The 372-nt window shown below is 65.6% G+C and carries 1 protein-coding gene; it reads right to left on the bottom strand.

Going from position 1 to position 372, the window contains the following annotated elements; all coding sequences use genetic code 11:
• A partial coding sequence (locus PUR71_RS00740; protein WP_329924314.1) for a hypothetical protein occupies nt 1-203 on the bottom strand: 203 nt, incomplete at its 3' end.
• Between the last annotated feature and the right edge of the window lie 169 nt (nt 204-372).

Below are 372 nucleotides of genomic sequence, written 5' to 3'. Positions count from 1 at the left end.
GGTTTTTTTGTTTTTTTTTTGTTGGTGTGGTTGTTTTTTTTTTGTGGGGTTGTGGTTTTGGGGTGTGGTGGGGGGGTGTGGTGGTGTGTGGGGGTGGGTGTGTGTGGGGGTGGTGGGGGGGTGTTGTGGGTGTGCACCTGCAGGCCGTGGGGGCGGTGGCCGTCGATGGTGATCGGGCCGTGGACTTTGACCAGGCGGCCCACGGGGAGGGCCTGGGGGGGGTGTATGGGGGTTAACGTTTTGGTGGGGTGGTTTTGGTGGTAGGGGGTGGCGTGGGGGGGGGGGGGCGGGTGGGGGTGGGCCGCGTCGAGCAGCGGGGGGGCGGCGTCGGGGGGGCGGCCCTTTTTCACTTGGGGTTTATGGTTGGGGGCG

The organism is Streptomyces sp. SP17BM10 (assembly GCF_036322405.1).
In the GTDB taxonomy this organism is placed as follows: Bacteria; Actinomycetota; Actinomycetes; order Streptomycetales; family Streptomycetaceae; genus Kitasatospora.
Note: the sequence above shows the minus strand (reverse complement) of the source record. Positions and strands in the feature narration are given on the sequence as shown.